The following is a 16,896-nucleotide window of genomic DNA, read 5'->3' on the forward strand; positions in this document are numbered from 1 at the left end:
CAAAATCTGTTCAAACTTTTTTCCCGGCCAGTGTTGGGTCAGAGTTTTGATGGGATCAAAATATCCATCGCGTCGCCAGAGAAGATCCGCTCCTGGTCGTTTGGGGAGGTCAAGAAACCCGAGACCATCAACTACCGGACCTTCAAACCGGAACGGGATGGGCTTTTTTGTGCTAAAATATTTGGTCCGGTCAAGGATTATGAGTGCCTCTGCGGCAAGTACAAACGCCTGAAACATCGGGGCGTGGTGTGCGAAAAGTGTGGCGTCGAGGTCATTCAGTCCAAGGTTCGCCGCGAGCGCATGGGGCATATCGAACTGGCGTCGCCCGTGGCCCACATCTGGTTCCTGAAATCCCTGCCCAGTCGTATCGGCCTGCTCCTGGATATGACCCTCAAGGATTTGGAGCGGGTTCTCTATTTTGAAAATTTTGTCGTCCTCGAACCCGGCATGACCCCCTTGAAAAAAGGTGACCTGCTCACAGAGGATCGATTCGGTCAGATGCAGGATGAGTATGGCGACGAGTTTACAGCTGGGATTGGCGCCGAAGCCATTCGGGAGATGCTCTCCCGGTTGAATGTCGAAGAGGATATCATCCGGTTGCGGGATGAACTGGCGGCGACCAATTCGGAAGCGCGGCGGAAAAAAATTGTCAAGCGCCTGCACACCCTGGAGGCGTTCCAGGAGTCTGGGAACCGTCCGGAGTGGATGATCCTGGAGACCATTCCGGTGATACCGCCAGAGTTGCGACCCCTGGTGCCCCTGGATGGCGGTCGTTTTGCGACCTCCGATTTGAATGATCTCTACCGGCGGGTGATCAATCGCAACAATCGGCTCAAACGACTGTTCGAGTTGAAGGCTCCCGATATCATTATTCGCAATGAAAAGCGGATGTTGCAGGAGTCCGTGGATGCCTTGTTCGACAATGGCCGGCGGGGGCGGGTCATCACTGGAACCAACAAGCGACCGCTCAAATCCCTTTCGGAGATGTTGAAAGGAAAACAAGGTCGCTTCCGCCTGAATCTGCTTGGCAAGCGGGTGGACTATTCGGGGCGGTCGGTGATCGTGGTGGGGCCGGATCTCAAGCTGCATGAGTGCGGCCTGCCGAAAAAAATGGCGTTGGAGTTGTTCAAGCCCTTCATCTACAACCGGCTGGAAGAGCGCGGGTTGGCCACCACCATCAAGGCGGCCAAGCGCATGGTGGAGAAAGAAAAGAGCGAGGTGTGGGATATTCTCGAAGAGGTGATCCGCGAACACCCCGTCATGCTCAACCGGGCGCCGACGCTGCACCGGCTCGGCATCCAGGCGTTTGAGCCGAAATTGATCGAGGGGAAGGCCATTCAGCTGCATCCTCTGGTGTGTACGGCTTTCAATGCCGACTTTGACGGGGACCAGATGGCCGTGCATGTTCCGCTCTCCATCGAGGCTCAGATCGAAGCGCGCGTCCTGATGATGTCGACGAACAACATTCTCTCGCCCGCTAACGGTAAACCAATCATCGTGCCGACCCAGGATATCATTCTGGGCTTGTATTACATGACCTCGGAACGGTTGAACGTGTTGGGAGAGGGGATGATCTTCTCCTCACCCCTGGAGGTTCGCCAGGCCTACGACTCTGGTGCGGTCGGCCTGCACGCCTCCATCACCTGCCGGTTTCGGGGGACGCGGCAGAAGGCCACGGTGGGCCGCATTTTGTTGACGGAAATTTTCCCTGAACAGATTCCTTTCGATCTGATCAATCGGCTTATGACCAAAAAAGAGGTCGCCAAACTGATTGATGTGGTCTACCGCAACTGTGGCACCAAAGAGACGGTCATCTTTGCTGACCGTCTGATGACCGTGGGTTTCAGTTTTGCTGCCCGGGCCGGCATCTCGTTCGGCAAGGATGACATGGTGATTCCCAAAAGCAAGCGGGCTTTGGTGGAGGACTCTCAGGAGAAGGTCAAGGAGATCGAGCGCCAGTACATCGAAGGCTTGATCACCGAAGGTGAAAAATACAACAAGGTGATCGATATCTGGTCCCACTGCACGGAGCGGGTTGCCGACGAAATGATGAAGGGGATTTCGTCGGAGAGCATGGAGGAGGGGCGCGAGCAGTTGTCGTTCAACTCCATTTTCATGATGGCGAACTCCGGGGCCAGAGGTTCGGCGGCCCAAATCCGGCAGTTGGCCGGGATGCGCGGTTTGATGGCCAAACCATCCGGCGAAATCATTGAAGCCCCCATCACGGCGAACTTTCGCGAAGGGTTGACGATGCTGCAGTACTTCATCTCGACCCATGGCGCACGCAAAGGTCTTGCCGACACGGCCCTCAAGACGGCCAACTCTGGGTACTTGACGCGGCGGTTGGTGGATGTGGCCCAGGATTGCATCGTGCGGGAAGAAGATTGTGGTACCTCGGAGGGGTTGACGGCCACGGCCCTCCTGGAAGGGAACGATGTGGTGGAGTCCCTGGCGGATCGTGTGTTGGGACGCACCCCGCTGGAAGATGTGGTGGATCCGATTACGGACGAAAAGCTGGCTGAGTGCGGCAGAATCCTTGACGAGGACGATGTGGAGCGGATCGAAAACTCCAACGTGGAGAGCATCAAGATTCGTTCGCCCCTGACCTGCGCAACGGAACGGGGCGTTTGCGTCAAGTGCTACGGACGCGATCTAGCGCGGGGTACCAAGGTCACCATCGGTGAGGCCGTCGGTGTCATCGCGGCGCAGAGCATCGGTGAACCGGGAACCCAATTGACCATGCGTACCTTCCACATTGGTGGTACGGCTTCACGGAAGGTGGAGCAATCCTCTCTGGATTCGCTGCATGGCGGCGTGGCCCGTTTTCACAATCTCACAACGGTGCAGGACCGAAATGGACGGTATGTGGTGCTCTCCCGCAATGGCGAGGTCTCCATCCATGAGGTACGCTCCGTGGATGGTGTCGAAAGTGGCGGTGAAGCCATGATATCTGAGTTGGAACTGGGCCGGGAACGGGAACGGCATCGTGTTCCGTATGGCTGTCGTTTGATGGTGGGTGATGGTCAACGTGTTGAAAAGGGCCATACTTTTGCCGAATGGGATCCCTTCTCCTCGCCGATCATCACGGAAATCGAGGGTATCATCAAGTTTGGCGATCTGGTGGAAAACCACACCCTGCGGGAGACGATCGACGAAACGACGGGATTGAGTTCCCGTGAGGTGACGGACTGGAAGAGTCAGGGGCGCAAGACCGACATGCGACCACGCCTGACCCTGAAACATCCGGAGTCCGGTGAAACCCTGGTGATGCCCAACGGTGCGGAGGTGCGTTATTTCCTGCCGGTCGGTGCGGTGATCATGGCCATGGAAGGGGATCATGTCCTGGCCGGTGACATCATTGCCAAGGTTCCTCGTCAGACATCCAAGACTCGTGATATCACGGGCGGTTTGCCACGGGTGGTTGAGTTGTTTGAAGCGCGCAAGCCCAAAGAGTACGCGATCATCTCCGAGAATGAGGGGGTGGTTTCGTTCGGCAAGGATCTCAAGGGCAAACGCCGCGTCATTGTGACGGCAGAGGTGGGGGAACCCCGGGAGTACATGCTGCCTAAAGGGAAACAGTTGGCTGTCAATGAAGGTGATTATGTTCGGCGTGGCGAACCACTGATGGAAGGTTCTCCTGTGCCCCAGGATATCCTTAAGATTTTGGGGCTGGAGGAGCTGTGCCGCTTCATGGTGAACGAGATCCAAGAGGTTTATCGACTGCAAGGCGTGCGCATCAACGACAAACACATCGAGGTGATCGTGCGCCAGATGTTGCAAAAAGTGGCCATCGTCGATCCGGGAGACACCACCTTTGTAGCCGGTGAATCGGTTGAGAAGAGTGAGTTCGATCGAGAAAATCTCAAGGCACTGGCCCATTCGGGACGGATCGCGACATCGTTCCCGTTGTTGTTGGGTATCACCAAAGCCTCGTTGTCGACGCCGTCGTTCATATCGGCGGCCTCTTTCCAAGAGACGACGCGGGTCTTGACGGAGGCATCCATCTCGGGTCGAGCAGATACCTTGAACGGCTTGAAGGAGAACGTCATTGTTGGACGGTTGATCCCAGCCGGGACGGGGCGCGCTGCTGGTCTTATGAAAGTTATGCAGCCTGATTCGAACAAAGAAGGCGGGAGCCAGGTCGGCAAGGGTTGAAGGCGGAATTAACTATTTTTTAAAAAAGGTGGTTGACTTCCGTGTATAATAGCTTATCTTCGTGAGTTCCCTGGCTCGAGGGATTTGTGGATCGTAACAAAGGTGGGAGTGACCTCAGATATGCCAACCGTCAATCAGCTGCTGCGCAATGGGCGTCGGCCACAGAGCAGGAAGAATAATGTGCCGGCCATGCAGAGTTGCCCCCAAAAACGTGGGGTATGTACGAGGGTTTACACAACGACCCCCAAGAAGCCGAACTCTGCTTTGCGTAAAGTGGCGCGTGTTCGCCTGACCAATGGCCATGAAGTGACGGCCTATATTCCTGGCGAGAGTCACAATCTGCAAGAGCATGCCGTGGTTTTGATTCGTGGTGGCCGCGTCAAGGATTTGCCAGGAGTTCGGTATCATATTCTGCGTGGCACCCTGGATACGCAAGGGGTCAAGGATCGGAAGCAGGGTCGGTCGAAGTATGGGGCGAAAAGGCCCAAGTAGCCCTGTGGCGATTGCAAGCGCCCATGGTTGCCCGATAGGGTCGCAGGTGGCGCGTTTGTTAAGATGAAGAGGGTGTTTGCGGGGCTGGTCAGGTGTGGAGTGGTTTGGTTTGACCGGAACAAGGCCATAGCAGGGGAGTCAACTGGATGTCCAGGCGTCGTGAAGTTCCAAAAAGGGAAATCGTACCGGACCCGGTGTATGGGGATAAACTGGTCACAAAGTTTATGAATTGCCTTATGAGAGATGGCAAGAAATCCCTTGCGGAGCGTTTGTTCTACGGTGCCCTGGAGATTGTTGGTGAGCGGGCCAAAGAGGATCCTCTGAAGGTGTTCAAGGATGCGCTGGATAATGCCCGCCCGACGGTTGAGGTTCGTTCGCGCCGAGTTGGTGGCGCCACCTACCAGGTGCCAGTCGAGGTGCGTCCAAGCCGCCGGCAAACTTTGGCGATACGTTGGCTCGTCGGTTTTGCCCGGAAACGGGGTGAGAAGACCATGCGGGAGCGCTTGGCAGCCGAGTTGATCGAAGCGGCAGCGGGGCGCGGCGCGACAGTCAAGAAGCGGGACGATACCCACAGGATGGCTGAGGCGAACAAGGTTTTTGCCCACTATCGGTGGTGAAACGGTTTGACATGGAGAGGGGTGCGCACGCATCTCCAAATTTTGTTCTTTGACAGGGGTAGGCAGTGGCGAGGGAAATACCACTTGCGCAGGTGCGGAATATCGGCATCATGGCGCACATTGATGCCGGCAAGACGACTGTAACGGAACGTATCCTTTACTACACCGGGCGCTCCCATAAGTTGGGTGAGGTGCATGATGGCACCGCAACCATGGACTGGATGGAGCAGGAGCAGGAGAGGGGCATCACCATCACGTCGGCTGCGACCACCTGTTTCTGGAAAGAGAACCGGATTAACATTATCGATACCCCAGGGCATGTGGATTTCACCATTGAGGTGGAGCGTTCACTCCGGGTTCTCGATGGGGCGGTTGCCGTCTTCTGCGCCGTTGGTGGTGTACAGCCGCAGTCGGAAACGGTCTGGAGACAGGCTAACCGCTACAAGGTTCCCCGGGTTGCCTTTGTCAATAAAATGGATCGCATGGGAGCGGACTTCAAGCGGGTCGTCAACATGATCCGTGACCGCCTCGGCGCGTCGGCGGTCCCTCTCCAGATTCCGATAGGTGTGGAAGAGACATTCCGGGGCATGGTCGACTTGGTCTCTCGTGAAGCCCTGCTGTTCGATGACGAGTCCCTGGGCGCCAAGTTTGTCGTAGCGCCCATCCCGCCTGACATGCAGGAAGAGGTGGAAGAGGCGCGTCTGCTGCTGCTGGAGACAGCCCTGGAACAGGACGATGCCCTCATGGAGAAATACCTTGAGGGTGGTGAGATATCGCAGGAAGAGTTGACTGAATGTATCCGCAAGGCTGTTATTGCCAACAGTTTTGTGCCGATTCTTTGTGGGTCGGCCTTCAAGAATAAGGGCGTGCAGCCTTTGCTGGATTCCGTGGTCAATTATTTCCCGTCGCCCATTGACACGGTCGAAGTTCAAGGGCACAAGATGGACTCGGACGATGTACTGGTCCGCAAGCCAGACGACGCCGAACCATTTTCGGCGCTGGCCTTCAAAATCATGTCGGACCCTTTCGTGGGAACGCTGACGTTTTTCCGGGTTTATTCGGGGACATTGGCATCCGGATCCTACGTTCTTAATTCCGTCAAGGACAAGAAGGAGCGCATTGGCCGAATTCTGCTCATGCATGCCAACAAGCGTGAAGATATTTCGGAAGTTCGCGCTGGGGACATTGCGGCGGCTGTTGGTTTGAAGTATACCACCACCGGCGATACGTTGTGTGATCCTAATAAACCGGTGGTTCTGGAACGGATGGTGTTTCCAGATCCCGTCATTCACATTGCCATTGAGCCTAAGACAAAGGCAGACCAGGAGAAGATGGGTATTGCTCTGGGACGTTTGGCCCAGGAAGATCCCTCCTTTAAGGTTCAGGTCGATCACGAGACAAACCAGACCATTATTTCCGGGATGGGTGAGTTGCACCTGGAAATTCTTGTTGATCGCATGCAGCGTGAGTTCAAGGTGGATGCCAACGTGGGTAAGCCGCAGGTGGCCTACCGGGAGACCTTGACCAAGAGTGTCGAGAGCGAAGGGCGATTTATTCGGCAGAGCGGTGGGCGCGGTCAGTTTGGGCATGTGTGGTTGCGTTTGGAGCCCAACAAGCCTGGCGCAGGTTTTGAGTTTTTAGATGAGATTCGAGGCGGTGTTGTTCCCCGCGAGTATATCCCCGCTGTGCAGAAGGGGATTGAGGAGGCACTGCGGAGTGGTGTGTTGGCCGGCTATCCGGTGGTGGATGTTCGGGTTGCGCTCTACGACGGTTCGTACCACGAGGTGGACTCTTCGGAAATGGCCTTTAAGGTGGCTGCCTCCATGGGGTTCAAGTCGGGCTGCGAAAAAGCCAGACCCGTCCTTCTGGAGCCTGTCATGGCGGTCGAGGTCGAGATGCCTGAAGAGTATATGGGCGATATCATCGGGGATCTCAACTCGCGGCGAGGGCAGATTCAGGGTATGGACTCCATCGGCACAGCGCAGATTGTGCGGGCCATGGTTCCTCTGGCAGGCATGTTTGGGTATGCCACGGATATTCGTTCCATGACGCAGGGTCGTGCCACATATACGATGCAGTTTGATCATTATGAGCAGGTGCCTGAGAGTGTTGCCCAAGAGATTATTGCGAAAGCTAAAGGGTAGAGTCGGTGCCGGGTAGAGTTCAGGGTTGTTGAGGTGGCAGGCTCCGATGGTGGGGTCGCGACCGGTTGGCGTCGGTGTAAAGATGAAATGAAGGTTCCGGCTTGTGGTGCGTTGCGGCGCTGTGGTGAGATGCGGTGGGTCGCACCGGGGTTGAGTCGATCATGGAAATGCGTTCGGTTGGTCCGCGGCGGGAAGCTGTAAGGCCAAACAACGGGGCTGTCAGGTGGAGTGAATTTGGATGGAAAACCAGAAAATCCGTATTCGGTTGAAAGCGTTTGATCACCGTATACTCGATCAGTCCACGGGCGAAATTGTCCAGACGGCTCGCCGCACCGGTGCTGAGATTCGTGGGCCTATACCTTTGCCCACCAAGATCAACCGCTACACGGTGTTGCGCTCGCCGCATGTGGATAAAAAGTCCCGTGAGCAGTTTGAGATTCGGACACATAAGAGGTTGATTGATATTGTCAATCCTACACCGCAGACGGTGGATGCCTTGATGAAGCTGGATTTGGCAGCCGGTGTCAACGTGGAGATCAAGCTGTAAAGTGGTGCTGGCGCGGACGACGCTGTGAAAGGCGTGGAATGCAAGAAGGATTTGAAGGAAGGATTTGGGGATGCGCGCAGGACTGATAGGCCGGAAGCTGGGAATGACCCAGACGTTTTCCGAACAGGGTGAGCGGTTGCCTGTGACCGTGTTGCAGATGGGTCCGTGTCCGGTGGTGGCCAAGAGAAGCCAGGAGACGGATGGCTACAATGCCGTCCAGATCGGCTTTGAGGAGAAAAAACCCAGTCGGGTCAGCAAACCTGAGAAGGGTTACTTTGCCAAAGCGAACATTCCCCCGCAACGGCTCCTGAAAGAGTTTCGGGTCGACAACCCGGAGGCCTACGAGGTTGGGCAGCAGCTCTCCGTGGATCTCTTTGCCGTCGGGCAGTTGGTTGATGTAACGGGGCGCAGTATAGGCAAGGGCTTCGCCGGGGTCATGAAGCGTTGGGGCTTCAAGGGTGGCAAGGCTTCGCATGGTGCGCACAAGGTGCATCGTTCCCCTGGTTCCATTGGCCAGCGGCAAACCCCAGGGCGGGTTATGCCGGGCAAGAAGATGGCGGGTCATATGGGTGACAGAAATGTCACAGTCCAAAGTCTGCGGGTGACGGCGGTGGATACCGAGAAAAATCTGCTGATTGTACATGGCAGCGTCCCCGGCGCGGAAGGTTCGGTGGTCCTGGTCCGGGACGCCGTCAAAGAGGGTGAGCAGAGCTGAAGGGCCATGCCATGATTGAACATCCGCTCAAAGATGCAAACAACCAGGAATTGCGCCAACTTTCTCTGAAAGATGAGACTTTTGGGCGCCCGGTGCGAGAAGACCTTCTGGCCCGTATGGTGCAGTATCAGCTGGCCAAGCGGCGTTCCGGAAGTGCTTCCACCAAGACCCGGTCCGATGTACGCGGTGGCGGCAAGAAGCCCTATCGGCAGAAGGGGACGGGCAATGCGCGTCAGGGTACCATCCGTGCTCCCCATTACCGGACGGGTGGTGTCGTGTTTGGGCCGCATCCGCACAGCCACGCGACAAAGTTGCCCAAGCAGGTGCGTCGTTTGGCTCTGCAAACCGCCCTCTCGGTGAAGCGACTTGATGGAGACCTGATTTTGTTGGACAAGCTGGATTTTGCCGAAATCAAGACCAAGGCGATGCGCGCCATTCTCAGCAATCTGGGGGCTGAGCGTTCCGCCTTGATCGTCATTCCCGCCGAGGACCGGAAAGTACAGGTGTCGGCTCGGAATCTTCCCGGGATTTCGGTTATTCGGGCAGAGGGGGTCAACGTTTATGACCTGCTGCGGCACGAAAAAGTGATCATGACCGAGGCTGCGTTGAATAAAATCGAGGAGAGGCTGGCATGAGCGACGCATTGACCTTGTTTGGGGTCTTGCAGGCTCCCGTGGTGACCGAAAAATCGACGATGGTCATGGCCAAGGGGAACCAGGTGGTATTCAAGGTAGCGACCTGGGCTAACAAACCCCAGATCAAGGCGGCTGTTGAGTCGTTGTTTAAAGTGACGGTTCTTGATGTCAAGACCCTCAACATGATCGGCAAGGAGAAGCGTTTCGGCAAGACGGTCGGACGCCGGAGTGATTGGAAAAAAGCCATTGTTCGTTTGGCCGAAGGCCAGTCGATCGATTTCTTCGAGAAGGGATAACCCGAATTCGGGAGGCCACGCATGGCACTCAGGAATTACAAGCCCACCTCCCCCGGGCGACGTCAGCTGATTACCGTCGACTATTCCGGGTTGTCGAAGGAGGGGCCGGAAAAGAGTCTTCTTGCCCCTTTGCCAAGTCGGGGCGGCAGGAATAATTACGGTCGCACAACGGTACGCCATCAGGGTGGTGGTCATAAGCGGCGCTACCGCATTGTCGATTTCAAACGCGACAAGCATGGTATCCCGGCCAAGGTGGCCAGTATCGAATATGACCCGAACCGGACAGCGTTCATTGCATTGCTGGCTTACGCCGATGGTGAAAAAAGGTATATTCTGGCCCCACAAAGGTTGGAGGTGGGGGAGACGGTCATATCGGACATAAAGCCGGGTGTCGTTGACATCAAACCCGGCAATGCCATGCCGTTGCGGATCGTTCCCGTTGGTACGATTCTGCATAATGTCGAGATGAAACCCCTCAAGGGTGCCCAGTTGGCTCGTTCTGCCGGCAGCTCGGTGCAGATGATGGGTAAGGAAGGGAAGTATGCCCAGTTGAAGTTGCCCTCCGGCGAGATGCGTATGGTTCTTCTCGATTGCATGGGGACGGTTGGCATGGTCTCCAATCCGGATCATGGCAACATCAAGATTGGCAAGGCGGGAAGGAATCGGTGGATGGGGATTCGTCCTTCAGTTCGTGGTGTGGCGATGAATCCCGTAGACCATCCGCACGGTGGTGGTGAAGGGAAGACCTCGGGTGGACGTCACCCAGTGAGCCCATGGGGGCTTCCGACCAAAGGTAAGAAGACCCGGAAGAAGGGCAAGCCGTCTGATCGCATGATCATGCGGCGCCGGTGATCGGGTAAACTTGTGAGGTGAGAGGTGGCTTGTGGGACGGTCAATCAAGAAAGGCCCCTTCTTTGATGCCTTTCTCCTGAAGAAGGTGGAGAAGCTCCGTGGCGATGGGCGCAAAGAACTGATAAAAACCTGGTCGCGACGTTCGACCATCATACCTGAGTTCGTTGGGTATACCTTTGGGGTTCACAACGGCCGGAAATTCGTTCCCGTCCTGGTAACGGAGAACATGGTGGGACACAAGCTCGGGGAGTTTTCCCCAACGCGGACCTACCACGGTCACGGTGGCGAAAAGACCAGCCGCCGATAAGACGAGGACAGAAGCATGGGAAGCGAAGCTGTAGCACAAGCCCGATCGGTTCGGGTTTCTCCCACGAAGGCGCGATTGGTCGTTGACCAGATTCGCGGGCTAGGTGTGGATAAGGCGCTTGAGTTGCTGACTTTTTCCAAGAAGCGTGTGGCCAGAACCATCAAGACGACCCTGGGTTCTGCCATCGCGAATGCTGAGAATAATCTTGGATTGGATGTGGACACACTTTATATTCTGCGTGCCTTCGTGGACGAGGGGACCAAGATGAAGAGGTTTCGGCCACGGGCCAGGGGTCGCGCGTGCCGCATTCTCAAACGGACGTCCCACATCACCATCGCGGTGGGATTCAAGGAATGATCGGGGCTCGACGCAAGACGAGAGAGGACGATTAAATGGGGCAAAAGGTACATCCGACCGGGTTTAGGCTGGGCAACACCAAAACCTGGGATACCCGGTGGTATGCGGACAAAGAGTATGCCGCGCTGCTCATTGAGGACGTCAAGCTGAGAGCTTGGTTGAAGAAGCGCCTGGAACATGCCAGCGTTTCCAAGATTGTCATCGAGAGGCCAGCCAAAAAGGCGCGGATCAATATCCATTCGGCCCGCCCCGGCATCATCATTGGAAAAAAGGGCGCCGATATCGAGAAGTTGAAGGAAGATATCCGCAAGGTTGCCAGTACGGATGTGCAACTCAACATCGTTGAGGTGCGTAAGCCGGAGATGGATGCACAGTTGATTGCGGAGAATGTCGCGCAGCAGTTGGTGCGTCGTGTGGCCTTCCGCAGGGGTATGAAGCGGGCAGTGACCTCTGCCATGCGCCTTGGTGCCCAGGGGATCCGGATCAACTGTTCCGGGCGTTTGGGAGGTGGTGAGATTGCCCGGACGGAATGGTACCGTGAAGGTCGTGTCCCTCTGCATACACTGCGGGCCGACATTGATTTCGGCTTCTCTGAGGCCTTGACCACCTACGGAATCATCGGTGTCAAGGTGTGGGTGTTCAAGGGCGAGATCATCGACAAAGACCAGAAATAGTGGTTGAGGGCCGAAACCCATGCTGTTGCAACCCAAAAAAAGGAAATACCGCAAGGCCTTCAAAGGTCGGATCCATGGTCTGGCCTACCGAGGGGCGGAATTGGCGTTCGGCCAGTACGGCCTGAAGGCCATGACAGCCGGGCGGATCACGGCGCGTCAGATTGAGGCGGGACGCCGTGCGATGACCCGAAAGATCAAGCGCGGTGGTCGTATCTGGATCCGTATTTTCCCGGATATTCCGGTTTCCAAGAAACCGCCCGAGGTTCGGCAGGGAAAAGGTAAAGGGAATCCGGAGTTCTGGATTGCCAGGGTCAAGGCCGGGCGTATCCTGTATGAGATGGAAGGCGTGACCGAGGAGTTGGCACGGGAGGCCATGGGGTTGGCCGGAGCCAAGCTGGCCATTCCGACCAAGTTCGTCATGCGTGGTGGAGGTGTGTGATGGCGGCAACGACGGAACTGCACGGAATGTCTGACACGGCCTTGGATGAGAAGCTCCGTGCCCTGTACCAAGAGTCGTTCAACCTTCGCTTCCAGAAGGCGACCATGCGGCTGGAGAAAACGTCGCGGATCGGCCAGGTCCGGAAAGAGATAGCCCGCATCAAGACCATCCTTGGTGCACGGGTCCGCAAGGAACGGGAGTCATAAAGTCATGGCCAGGCGGGTGATGCAGGGAACGGTTGTCAGCGACAAGATGCAGCAAACCGTGGTGGTTCAGGTGGAACGGAAAATCCGGCATCCGCTTTATGGGAAGATTGTCAGACGCAACAAAAAATACCATGCCCACGATCCAGAGAACGCCTGCAAGGTGGGCGATGTGGTGCGTATCGAAGAGTGCAGCCCGATCAGCAAGACCAAATGCTGGAGAGTGATTGACCATGTTGCCGGGGCTACGGTGGCTTCGGACGATGCGGCAGGTGCCCAATGATACAAGTACAAACCATCATGGATGTGGCGGACAATTCTGGCGCCAAAAAGGTCCAATGCATCAAGGTGATTGGCGGATCCAAGCGCCGCTATGCCCGCATCGGCGACGTGATTATCGTCTCGATCAAATCGGCCATGCCGCGTGGCAAGGTGCAGAAGGGTGAAGTGGCGCGGGCCGTTGTCGTGCGTACCCGGAAGGAGATGGGGCGCCCGGACGGTTCTTATATCCGGTTTGATACCAACGCCGCCGTTTTGATCAATGCCCAGGGCGAACCCATCGGAACCCGTATTTTTGGGCCGGTGACCCGTGAATTGCGTAGCCGCAATTTCATGAAGATCGTCTCCCTGGCTCCAGAAGTGTTGTAGGTGCAGGCCATGAAAAAAGGAAACTTCCGGACCAACCTGAAGAAGGGCGACCAAGTGGTTGTCATCGCCGGGAAGGAGAACGGCAAGCGGGGAGAGATTCTGAAGATTTTGCCCGCCTCCCATGCCGTTCTGGTAGCCAAGCTGAATATGGTCAAGCGCCATACCAAGCCAAGCGCTGGCAAGGAGGGCGGCATCGTGGAGAAGGAGGCCCCAATTCATATCTCGAATGTCATGATCGTCGATCCTGACACGGGAAAAGGGGTGCGTATTGGGAAGAAAATCCTGCAAGACGGCCGGAAAGTGCGTATCGCCTGCCGCACCGGGGATGTGCTCGATAGCTGACGAGGGATGAGGAACCGAAGATGTCCAGGTTGAGAGAGATATATTTGACGGAAGTCGTTCCCGCCCTGATGCAGGAGTTCAAGTACACCAACATCATGCAAGTCCCTCGCCTGGAGAAGGTCGTTCTGAATATGGGCGTTGGACAGGCCGTGGTCGACAAGAGCCATTTGCAGGGGGCGATTGAGGATATGACGGCTGTCTCCGGTCAAAAAGCTGTGATGACCAAGGCCAAAAAATCCATCGCGGGTTTCAAAATTCGGGAAGGTATGCCGATAGGCTGCCGCGTGACTTTGCGCCGTGATCGGATGTACGAATTTCTTGACCGGTTCATCAACGCCGCCTTGCCGCGTGTGCGCGATTTTCGGGGGGTTTCTGGAACCTCCTTCGATGGCCGTGGGAACTACGCCCTTGGTGTCAAGGAGCAGATCATTTTCCCGGAAATCAACTACGATAAGGTGGATGCTGTCCGGGGGATGGATATCATCATCGTCACCACTGCCAGGACCGACCAGGAAGCAAAGGCCCTGCTGCGTGGCTTCAGAATGCCTTTCAGGAATTGATCGTCAGGGAATCTCTTCATGGCAAAGAAATCATTGATCGCAAAGGCAAAGCGCAAGCCTAAATTCAGGGTGCGGACCTATAATAGGTGCCAGCGTTGTTCCCGGCCCCGGGGCTATCTGCGCAAGTTTACGATGTGCCGGATCTGTGTGCGCCAGTTGGCGTTGCGCGGCGAGATTCCGGGCATCATCAAGGCTTCCTGGTAACATTTGGAGTTTTCGGAGCTGTTTCATGGGAATGACCGATCCAATCAGCGACATGCTGACCCGCATCCGCAACGCCCAGGCCATTCGCAAGGGGGTGGTGGAGATCCCCTACTCGAATATCAAGGAGCGTATTTGCGCCATCCTGGTTACGGAAGGCTATGTTTCCAGCGTTGAGAGGATCGACGGACAAGACGGCTGGCCTGCCTTGCGGGTCAAGCTGAAATATCACAGCAGCCGGCCCGTGATCGAAGAGATTCGCCGCTGTTCGCGGCCCGGGCGTCGGCTCTATTTTGGCAAAGATGATATCCCGAGGGTGAACCGGGGGTTGGGTATTTCCATTCTCTCCACGAGCAAGGGTGTGGTCTCGACCCGCCAGGCGCGGGAGATGGGTGTCGGTGGCGAGTTGATCTGTACCGTTTTTTAACGGGGAAATGCGATGTCGAGAGTTGGCAAGAAACCCATACCCCTCCCTACTGGGGTGGATGTGAAGGTGGATCACCAGACTGTTTCGGTCAAAGGCAAACGTGGGACGTTGACACGGACTTTCCATCCGGATGTGGAGATTCACCTGGAAGGGGGTGTCCTGACCGTATCACCTCGCAACCAGGATCGGGCAGCGCGTGCTCTTTGGGGGTTGACCAGGAGCCTGCTGAACAATATGGTGCGTGGCGTCTCGGAGGGTTTTACCCGGCAGATGGAGATTGTCGGTGTCGGTTACCGGGCCGCTGTCAGCGGGAGGGTTCTCAAATTGACCCTGGGATACTCTCACCCTGTTGACTATAATCTGCCCGAGGGTGTTCATGTTGAAGTTGAAAAAAATACTCTGTTGACCCTGACAGGAGCTGACCGAGAGAGGTTGGGGCAGACCTGTGCCGAAATTCGGCAGTATCGGCCACCCGAGCCCTACAAGGGTAAAGGGATCCGGTACTTGGAAGAGACGGTCTTACGTAAAGAAGGCAAGAAGAAGTAAGAGAGGGACGGTCCATGGCAAAGGATCGGCAAAAGTCGAGACAAACCCGCTCCAATCGGGTACGCTACAAGATCCGGCAGGTGACCAGCGATCGGCTGCGTCTCTCGGTGTTCCGGAGCGCGAAGCAGATCTATGCCCAGATCATAGACGACAGCAAGGGGGAGACGCTGGTCTCGGCTTCGACCCTTGAGCGTGAGGTCCGGGAGCAAATCAAATACGGCGGCAATATGGATGCCGCTGCCCACGTCGGGCGACGCTTGGCTGTCAAGGCCAAGGAAGCCAATATCACCCGGGTGGTTTTTGACCGGGGTGGATTCCGCTTCCATGGTCGGACCAAGGCCCTGGCGGATGCGGCCCGCGAAGGTGGTCTGGAGTTTTAGTCGGGCACCTGTGTGAGTCAGCCTGAAGGACCGGTTTTGAAGGGGTGGATGCTGTCATGACGAATGCGCGCCGAAACGCGGAAAGTTGGCAAAACGAAGACCTTATTGAAAAATTGGTGGTCATCAAACGGACGGCCAAGGTCGTCAAGGGTGGCAGCCGCTTCAATTTCTCGGCCATAGTTGTGGTTGGTAACGGTCGCGGCATGGTCGGATATGGTCTTGGCAAGGCTAAAGAGGTTCCCGAGAGTATCCGGAAGGCCACTGAGCAGGCCAAAAAATCCATGGTGGCCATTCCCATTCGTGACGGACGTACCCTGCATCACGAAATGGTTGGCAAATACGGTTCCGGGTCTGTCGTGTTGCGCCCGGCTGCGGATGGAACCGGCATCATTGCGGGTGGATCGATGCGTCCAATCTTCGAGGCGCTGGGAATACGAGACATATTGGCCAAATCGACGGGTACATCCAATCCCCACAATCTGATCAAGGCAACCTTCAAGGCGCTTCTAGATATTCGTGCGCCCGAAGAGGTGGCCGCCAAGCGTGGCATGACAGTCAAGCAGGTCTGGGTTTGACCCTAGGGGTTCCAGATGGCGTCGGGTTGGCTTGCTGATGGGGCTGCTTTCCTCTTGTTTGTGGCGGTTGTTCAAGAAGGTCCGGGATGATGACCATGTCTAAAACGTTGAAAATCAAGTTGGTGCGTTCGCATATTGGACGCCCGGAGAAGCACAGACGCATCCTGAAGAGTCTGGGGATGACCCGCATGCATCGCGTGCGCGAATTGCCCGACAATCCTTCGGTGCGCGGGATGATATTCCTGGTCAGCCACATGGTGCAGATCGTCGATTGAGGACGTGAAAGATGAAATTGAACGAATTGCCAGCCATTCCGGGCAACAGCCAGGAAGGAAAGCGCAAGGGTCGGGGTATCGGCAGTGGTAATGGCAAGACCGGTGGTCGAGGCACCAAGGGGCAGAAGGCGCGCTCGGGTGGCTACCACAAGGTGGGATTCGAAGGCGGCCAGATGCCTTTGCAGCGCCGCCTGCCCAAACGTGGTTTCAAAAACCCGTTTCGCAAGGAGTATAGCCTCCTCAGCCTGGATGATTTAAATGCGTTTCCTGCCCATACCGAAGTGACTGAGGCTCTGTTGCGCGAAAAGGGTCTCTACAAGCGGCACAAGGATGGCATCAAACTCCTGAATAACGGTGAGCTTGGGGTGCCCTTGAAGGTTCATGTTGACAAGGCTTCCCGTGCGGCCATGGAGAGGGTCGTTGCAGCTGGCGGGGAGGTGATTCTCCCTCCCGGAGCGGACGCAGGCTCGGATGAGTCTCATAACTCTGCGGCGTTGGCTGAGTAACCC

25 protein-coding genes are annotated in these 16,896 nt (G+C 56.3%); all 25 read left to right on the top strand.

Features of this window, described 5'->3' with window-relative positions; translation table 11 throughout:
* Positions 1 to 6: 6 nt before the first annotated feature.
* The 25 genes from rpoC (at position 7) to rplO (ending at position 16,893) form a co-directional block, all read left to right on the top strand.
* Positions 7 to 4,155 (top strand): DNA-directed RNA polymerase subunit beta', encoded by a 4,149-nt coding sequence (gene rpoC / locus HQL63_03125; protein MBF0175829.1) that lies wholly within the window; start codon positions 7 to 9, stop codon positions 4,153 to 4,155.
* 120 nt (positions 4,156 to 4,275) lie between these two features.
* The gene (locus HQL63_03130; protein MBF0175830.1) at positions 4,276 to 4,647 is read left to right on the top strand and encodes a 30S ribosomal protein S12; all 372 of its coding nucleotides are present in this window, start codon (positions 4,276 to 4,278) and stop codon (positions 4,645 to 4,647) included.
* 146 nt (positions 4,648 to 4,793) lie between these two features.
* A complete protein-coding gene (gene rpsG, locus HQL63_03135) occupies positions 4,794 to 5,264 on the top strand; it encodes a 30S ribosomal protein S7 (GenBank protein MBF0175831.1) in 471 nt (156 codons plus the stop codon).
* A 65-nt stretch (positions 5,265 to 5,329) separates the two neighbouring features.
* Positions 5,330 to 7,408 (top strand): elongation factor G, encoded by a 2,079-nt coding sequence (gene fusA, locus HQL63_03140; GenBank protein ID MBF0175832.1) that lies wholly within the window; start codon positions 5,330 to 5,332, stop codon positions 7,406 to 7,408.
* Between the two features lie 238 nt (positions 7,409 to 7,646).
* A complete protein-coding gene (rpsJ, locus tag HQL63_03145) occupies positions 7,647 to 7,955 on the top strand; it encodes a 30S ribosomal protein S10 (protein MBF0175833.1) in 309 nt (102 codons plus the stop codon).
* Positions 7,956 to 8,025: 70 nt separating this feature from the next.
* Positions 8,026 to 8,670 (top strand): 50S ribosomal protein L3, encoded by a 645-nt coding sequence (gene rplC / locus HQL63_03150; protein ID MBF0175834.1) that lies wholly within the window; start codon positions 8,026 to 8,028, stop codon positions 8,668 to 8,670.
* Positions 8,671 to 8,681: 11 nt separating this feature from the next.
* Positions 8,682 to 9,305, top strand: a complete 624-nt coding sequence (gene rplD, locus HQL63_03155) for a 50S ribosomal protein L4 (protein MBF0175835.1) — start codon at positions 8,682 to 8,684, stop codon at positions 9,303 to 9,305.
* The gene (gene rplW / locus HQL63_03160; GenBank protein ID MBF0175836.1) at positions 9,302 to 9,601 is read left to right on the top strand and encodes a 50S ribosomal protein L23; all 300 of its coding nucleotides are present in this window, start codon (positions 9,302 to 9,304) and stop codon (positions 9,599 to 9,601) included. Before rplD ends, rplW begins: the two co-directional genes overlap by 4 nt.
* Before the next feature lie 21 nt (positions 9,602 to 9,622).
* Positions 9,623 to 10,453: a 50S ribosomal protein L2 gene (rplB, locus tag HQL63_03165; protein MBF0175837.1), complete on the top strand. Its 831-nt coding sequence runs from the start codon at positions 9,623 to 9,625 to the stop codon at positions 10,451 to 10,453.
* A 31-nt stretch (positions 10,454 to 10,484) separates the two neighbouring features.
* Positions 10,485 to 10,760, top strand: a complete 276-nt coding sequence (rpsS, locus tag HQL63_03170; protein MBF0175838.1) for a 30S ribosomal protein S19 — start codon at positions 10,485 to 10,487, stop codon at positions 10,758 to 10,760.
* A gap of 15 nt (positions 10,761 to 10,775) precedes the next feature.
* Positions 10,776 to 11,117 carry a 50S ribosomal protein L22 gene (gene rplV, locus HQL63_03175; protein ID MBF0175839.1) on the top strand — a complete coding sequence of 114 codons (342 nt, stop codon included), beginning with the start codon at positions 10,776 to 10,778 and terminating at the stop codon, positions 11,115 to 11,117.
* A 35-nt stretch (positions 11,118 to 11,152) separates the two neighbouring features.
* Positions 11,153 to 11,791 (top strand): 30S ribosomal protein S3, encoded by a 639-nt coding sequence (rpsC, locus tag HQL63_03180; protein MBF0175840.1) that lies wholly within the window; start codon positions 11,153 to 11,155, stop codon positions 11,789 to 11,791.
* A 22-nt stretch (positions 11,792 to 11,813) separates the two neighbouring features.
* The gene (gene rplP, locus HQL63_03185; GenBank protein ID MBF0175841.1) at positions 11,814 to 12,230 is read left to right on the top strand and encodes a 50S ribosomal protein L16; all 417 of its coding nucleotides are present in this window, start codon (positions 11,814 to 11,816) and stop codon (positions 12,228 to 12,230) included.
* Positions 12,230 to 12,436, top strand: a complete 207-nt coding sequence (gene rpmC, locus HQL63_03190) for a 50S ribosomal protein L29 (GenBank protein ID MBF0175842.1) — start codon at positions 12,230 to 12,232, stop codon at positions 12,434 to 12,436. Before rplP ends, rpmC begins: the two co-directional genes overlap by 1 nt.
* A gap of 4 nt (positions 12,437 to 12,440) precedes the next feature.
* A complete protein-coding gene (gene rpsQ / locus HQL63_03195; protein ID MBF0175843.1) occupies positions 12,441 to 12,716 on the top strand; it encodes a 30S ribosomal protein S17 in 276 nt (91 codons plus the stop codon).
* Positions 12,713 to 13,081 carry a 50S ribosomal protein L14 gene (gene rplN / locus HQL63_03200; protein MBF0175844.1) on the top strand — a complete coding sequence of 123 codons (369 nt, stop codon included), beginning with the start codon at positions 12,713 to 12,715 and terminating at the stop codon, positions 13,079 to 13,081. The genes rpsQ and rplN overlap by 4 nt, the downstream gene beginning before the upstream one ends.
* A gap of 9 nt (positions 13,082 to 13,090) precedes the next feature.
* Positions 13,091 to 13,423, top strand: a complete 333-nt coding sequence (gene rplX, locus HQL63_03205) for a 50S ribosomal protein L24 (GenBank protein ID MBF0175845.1) — start codon at positions 13,091 to 13,093, stop codon at positions 13,421 to 13,423.
* A gap of 20 nt (positions 13,424 to 13,443) precedes the next feature.
* A complete protein-coding gene (rplE, locus tag HQL63_03210) occupies positions 13,444 to 13,983 on the top strand; it encodes a 50S ribosomal protein L5 (protein MBF0175846.1) in 540 nt (179 codons plus the stop codon).
* Positions 13,984 to 14,001: 18 nt separating this feature from the next.
* Positions 14,002 to 14,187 carry a type Z 30S ribosomal protein S14 gene (locus HQL63_03215; protein ID MBF0175847.1) on the top strand — a complete coding sequence of 62 codons (186 nt, stop codon included), beginning with the start codon at positions 14,002 to 14,004 and terminating at the stop codon, positions 14,185 to 14,187.
* Between the two features lie 31 nt (positions 14,188 to 14,218).
* Positions 14,219 to 14,611: a 30S ribosomal protein S8 gene (rpsH, locus tag HQL63_03220; GenBank protein MBF0175848.1), complete on the top strand. Its 393-nt coding sequence runs from the start codon at positions 14,219 to 14,221 to the stop codon at positions 14,609 to 14,611.
* 12 nt (positions 14,612 to 14,623) lie between these two features.
* Entirely contained in the window at positions 14,624 to 15,157 is a 534-nt protein-coding gene (gene rplF, locus HQL63_03225) for a 50S ribosomal protein L6 (GenBank protein MBF0175849.1), read from the top strand.
* 14 nt (positions 15,158 to 15,171) lie between these two features.
* Entirely contained in the window at positions 15,172 to 15,537 is a 366-nt protein-coding gene (gene rplR / locus HQL63_03230) for a 50S ribosomal protein L18 (GenBank protein ID MBF0175850.1), read from the top strand.
* A gap of 56 nt (positions 15,538 to 15,593) precedes the next feature.
* Complete coding sequence (gene rpsE / locus HQL63_03235) at positions 15,594 to 16,112, top strand: 30S ribosomal protein S5 (GenBank protein ID MBF0175851.1); 519 nt, start codon at positions 15,594 to 15,596, stop codon at positions 16,110 to 16,112.
* An 89-nt stretch (positions 16,113 to 16,201) separates the two neighbouring features.
* Complete coding sequence (rpmD, locus tag HQL63_03240) at positions 16,202 to 16,387, top strand: 50S ribosomal protein L30 (protein ID MBF0175852.1); 186 nt, start codon at positions 16,202 to 16,204, stop codon at positions 16,385 to 16,387.
* Positions 16,388 to 16,398: 11 nt separating this feature from the next.
* Positions 16,399 to 16,893 carry a 50S ribosomal protein L15 gene (gene rplO, locus HQL63_03245; protein MBF0175853.1) on the top strand — a complete coding sequence of 165 codons (495 nt, stop codon included), beginning with the start codon at positions 16,399 to 16,401 and terminating at the stop codon, positions 16,891 to 16,893.
* Positions 16,894 to 16,896: the final 3 nt, after the last annotated feature.

The organism is Magnetococcales bacterium, from assembly GCA_015231175.1.
GTDB lineage: Bacteria > Pseudomonadota > Magnetococcia > Magnetococcales > DC0425bin3 > HA3dbin3.

Coding starts and splice junctions, on each gene's coding strand:
- HQL63_03130 (MBF0175830.1), top strand. CDS start 4,276: ATGCCAACCGTCAATCAGCTGCTGCGCAATGGGCGTCGGCCACAGAGC.
- rpsG (MBF0175831.1), top strand. CDS start 4,794: ATGTCCAGGCGTCGTGAAGTTCCAAAAAGGGAAATCGTACCGGACCCG.
- rpsJ (MBF0175833.1), top strand. CDS start 7,647: ATGGAAAACCAGAAAATCCGTATTCGGTTGAAAGCGTTTGATCACCGT.
- rplC (MBF0175834.1), top strand. CDS start 8,026: ATGCGCGCAGGACTGATAGGCCGGAAGCTGGGAATGACCCAGACGTTT.
- rplD (MBF0175835.1), top strand. CDS start 8,682: ATGATTGAACATCCGCTCAAAGATGCAAACAACCAGGAATTGCGCCAA.
- rplW (MBF0175836.1), top strand. CDS start 9,302: ATGAGCGACGCATTGACCTTGTTTGGGGTCTTGCAGGCTCCCGTGGTG.
- rplB (MBF0175837.1), top strand. CDS start 9,623: ATGGCACTCAGGAATTACAAGCCCACCTCCCCCGGGCGACGTCAGCTG.
- rplV (MBF0175839.1), top strand. CDS start 10,776: ATGGGAAGCGAAGCTGTAGCACAAGCCCGATCGGTTCGGGTTTCTCCC.
- rpsC (MBF0175840.1), top strand. CDS start 11,153: ATGGGGCAAAAGGTACATCCGACCGGGTTTAGGCTGGGCAACACCAAA.
- rpmC (MBF0175842.1), top strand. CDS start 12,230: ATGGCGGCAACGACGGAACTGCACGGAATGTCTGACACGGCCTTGGAT.
- rpsQ (MBF0175843.1), top strand. CDS start 12,441: ATGGCCAGGCGGGTGATGCAGGGAACGGTTGTCAGCGACAAGATGCAG.
- rplN (MBF0175844.1), top strand. CDS start 12,713: ATGATACAAGTACAAACCATCATGGATGTGGCGGACAATTCTGGCGCC.
- rplX (MBF0175845.1), top strand. CDS start 13,091: ATGAAAAAAGGAAACTTCCGGACCAACCTGAAGAAGGGCGACCAAGTG.
- rplE (MBF0175846.1), top strand. CDS start 13,444: ATGTCCAGGTTGAGAGAGATATATTTGACGGAAGTCGTTCCCGCCCTG.
- HQL63_03215 (MBF0175847.1), top strand. CDS start 14,002: ATGGCAAAGAAATCATTGATCGCAAAGGCAAAGCGCAAGCCTAAATTC.
- rpsH (MBF0175848.1), top strand. CDS start 14,219: ATGACCGATCCAATCAGCGACATGCTGACCCGCATCCGCAACGCCCAG.
- rplF (MBF0175849.1), top strand. CDS start 14,624: ATGTCGAGAGTTGGCAAGAAACCCATACCCCTCCCTACTGGGGTGGAT.
- rplR (MBF0175850.1), top strand. CDS start 15,172: ATGGCAAAGGATCGGCAAAAGTCGAGACAAACCCGCTCCAATCGGGTA.
- rpsE (MBF0175851.1), top strand. CDS start 15,594: ATGACGAATGCGCGCCGAAACGCGGAAAGTTGGCAAAACGAAGACCTT.
- rpmD (MBF0175852.1), top strand. CDS start 16,202: ATGACCATGTCTAAAACGTTGAAAATCAAGTTGGTGCGTTCGCATATT.
- rplO (MBF0175853.1), top strand. CDS start 16,399: ATGAAATTGAACGAATTGCCAGCCATTCCGGGCAACAGCCAGGAAGGA.